Origin of the sequence: Methylobacterium iners, from assembly GCF_022179305.1 — a bacterium.
Classification (GTDB): Bacteria; Pseudomonadota; Alphaproteobacteria; order Rhizobiales; family Beijerinckiaceae; genus Methylobacterium; species Methylobacterium iners.
Window position 1 is genome coordinate 1 of the sequence record NZ_BPQP01000115.1, and the last position, 2,966, is coordinate 2,966.

The following is a 2,966-nucleotide window of genomic DNA, read 5'->3' on the forward strand; positions in this document are numbered from 1 at the left end:
AGTGACGAACCTAGGCGCCGAAGTGCTGGCCATCGGATGCGACGTGTCCAAGCCGGAGCAGGTCGAGGCGGCTGTGAGCCAGGTGGTCGAGCACTTCGGGCGGCTCGACGTGGCCTTCAACAACGCCGGCGTCGAGAACAAAGCGGCCCCACTGCATGAGATCGCGCTTGAGGAGTGGGACCGCATCCTCGACATCAACTTGCGAGGCACATTTGTCTGCATGAAGCACGAATTGGCGCAGATGGTGCGCCAGGGCGGCGGCGTGGTGGTCAACACCTCGTCCGGAGCCGGCATCCGAGGGGTGGCCGGCGGGGCATCTTATGCCGCCTCGAAGTTCGCGATCATCGGCATGACCAAATCCGCCGCGCTCGACTACGCCACTCAGAACATTCGGGTGAACGCAGTTCTGCCCGGCAACATCGAGACGCCGATGATGGACCGCTTCACCGGCGGCGACATCCAGAAGGCGATCGACCTCGAACCGGTCGGCCGGCTCGGTAAGCCGGAGGAGATTGCGGAGGCGGTGCTGTGGATGGCCTCCGACCTCGGCGGCTTTGTCACTGGCTCGTCGATCGTCGTCGACGGCGGCTGGTCGCTCTGACGTTTACTGCGAACGATGGAGGATAGGTCTCATGGACATCAAGCGAAGCGGAACTCAGCCCTCGGGCGCGGGGCCCAGGGAATGGTTCACCGGCACGGTAAGGATTGATCCGCTTCACAGCGCGCCCGATCCGGCCCGCGTCGCGATGGCTAGCGTGACATTCGAGCCGGGCGCACGGACGGCATGGCACACGCACCCGCTTGGCCAGACGCTGATCGTCACGTTCGGGCGCGGATGGGTTCAGCGCGCGGGCGGCCCCATCGAGGAGATCGCACCCGGCGATGTCGTCTGGTTCGAGCCGGACGAGAAGCATTGGCATGGCGCCAGTGCGAACACGGCGATGACGCACATCGCTATCCAAGAGCGTCTCGACGGCAAGGCTGTGACATGGATGGAGCAGGTCACCGAACGGGAGTATTCCGGGTCCTGAGCACTGGCGACAAGGTCCGCTTTCAGCGATACGACGCCAAGAGCGGACCGGCGGGTTTCCATCCAACCTAGATCTTGGCCTCTGCCTCAACAGCTTGGGAGCGGACCTTCCGAAGGTCGGCAAGGGGTGGGAAGCGGACTTTGGCCTTCCGTCTCAAAGCGGACATCCCGCTTCAGGCCCAACATCGCAGTAGAAGGCCGTACTTCTCATTTTCGTAAGCGGACGGCCTCTACCGGACCTTTTATGGAGCGGCTGCCTCGATCTTACCCAGCTGAAGCAGTCAGCTACAGCCAGCCTTTTTGCTTGAACCAGTAGTAGGGCAACGCGGCTGAGAGCCCCATGAGCAGCAAGGCGAAGGGATAGCCAAACGCCCACTTCAGCTCCGGCATTGCCTCGAAGTTCATACCGTAGATCGTGCCCACCACTGTGGGCGGCAGGAACAGCACCGCTGCGATCGAGAACACCTTGATGATCCGGTTTTGCGCGAGGTTGATCAGCCCGAGCGTCGCCTCGTGCAGGTAGACGATCTCGGAGGAGAGCTGGCCTTCGTAGGCTGAGAGCGAGCGCAGATCCCGCTCGATCATCTTGAGGCGCCGCGTACAGTCTTCGGTCAGCCACTCGCTTGTCCCCTGACGCATGAAGGGTACGAGCCTGGACAACGACAGTACGCTCTCGCGCAGGATCGCCATAGTCATGTTCCTGCGACCAAGTCGTTTGATCAGCACCTGAAGCTCGTCCTCGGCTCGCTTGGGTCTGCGGCGCTGCTCCTCGTCGAAGAAGAGCCGTACAGAGACCTCGTTCAGGTCGGCCGCTACCAGCTCCAGCACGTCCGCTGCTCGCTCGACGATGCTGTCCAGGAGCGAGGCGAGGATCCGGTCGCTGCTGGTGTGCAGTTCGGGCTGACGCTGGCACTTGGCCTCGAAGGTGCGGAACGGGACAGGGTCGGCGTAGCGCACCGAGACGAGGTGGGTGGGGGTGAGCACGAAGGTAACCTGCGTTCGGGCAGGCCGTCCCTCAGTAGCCCCGTCGATCACCACCGCAGTCATTACGAGCGCGTCCCAATCCGTGTAGAGGCGAGAGGATTCCTCGATCTCAGCCATTTCCTGGCGGGTGGGCACCTGCAGAGTGAGCAGGCTCTCGACTGCTCTCTCCTCCTCGTGCGTCGGGTCGAGAAGATCGATCCAGAGCACGTCCGAGAGCGCAGGCAGGCTGGATGCAGGGAAGGCGGAGGCCGTGGTCAGGCGCGTCATGCGGCCTTCGCGCAGGCCGTAGAACGTCATCATGCGGAATACTCGTCGCGCAACCGGACGGCGCAGCGGCGCTATAGGGGCACGGGCGCCACGAGCCAACCGTGATGAGGCACCATGCTGAACGGAAGCATCGGAAGGAGGAGTCTAGATACCGATCTGTGTCCCAATCTCGACGACACGGTCGACGGGAATGCGGGAGTAGCGGGAGGCACCCGTGGAGCCACGTGCCAGCGCGATTAAGACCCGGACTTGTAACCCCCGCCCCCTTCGTCGTGAAGAACCGCTCGAAGATGCGCCCAAGCTGATCAGGGCTGATTCCAGTGCGGGTATCACGGAGTAACACGGCCGCGTAGGACCCTTGCGCGCCCGGATGTCTCAAGATCGACGGCAGTTAATCCTAGCGGACAAGGCTCAAGGTGAGAGTGCCTCGCCATTTTATGCCAAATAGGTGGAGGGATGTTAAGTCCTCGCATCGCATAGTGTAATATGGTCGCCCTGGAACTGGAATAAACGCCAAGGCTTAGATTATTCGCCATCTTGGATGGGCAACGCAGGCGAGACGCATCCTCCAAGCTGCCTGGCTCTCAATCTGACACTGAGTTGATGACCCTATCTTGGGATTTTACGATGCTAGAATTCTATCTCCGTTCTTGCCAGCAGAGATCTAGTACACGAGGCCGCCGAC

Annotated in this window: 3 protein-coding genes; 2 read left to right on the forward strand and 1 reads right to left on the reverse strand. The window is 61.9% G+C overall.

Going from position 1 to position 2,966, the window contains the following annotated elements; translation table 11 throughout:
* The first annotated feature begins 1 nt into the window (after position 1).
* Positions 2-601, forward strand: coding sequence for an SDR family NAD(P)-dependent oxidoreductase (locus MFF55_RS25265; RefSeq protein ID WP_283206801.1), 600 nt, complete (start codon positions 2-4; stop codon positions 599-601).
* A gap of 31 nt (positions 602-632) precedes the next feature.
* Positions 633-1,031 carry a (R)-mandelonitrile lyase gene (locus MFF55_RS25270; protein WP_238246861.1) on the forward strand — a complete coding sequence of 133 codons (399 nt, stop codon included), beginning with the start codon at positions 633-635 and terminating at the stop codon, positions 1,029-1,031.
* 284 nt (positions 1,032-1,315) lie between these two features.
* Here the strand turns inward: MFF55_RS25270 and MFF55_RS25275 are convergent, their stop codons facing one another.
* Positions 1,316-2,314 carry a magnesium transporter CorA family protein gene (locus tag MFF55_RS25275; RefSeq protein ID WP_238246862.1) on the reverse strand — a complete coding sequence of 333 codons (999 nt, stop codon included), beginning with the start codon at positions 2,312-2,314 and terminating at the stop codon, positions 1,316-1,318.
* Between the last annotated feature and the right edge of the window lie 652 nt (positions 2,315-2,966).

Bases quoted from the DNA above. Each gene is read 5' to 3' on its own strand.
- MFF55_RS25270 (WP_238246861.1), top strand. From the start codon at position 633: ATGGACATCAAGCGAAGCGGAACTCAGCCCTCGGGCGCGGGGCCCAGG.
- MFF55_RS25275 (WP_238246862.1), bottom strand. From the start codon at position 2,314: ATGATGACGTTCTACGGCCTGCGCGAAGGCCGCATGACGCGCCTGACC.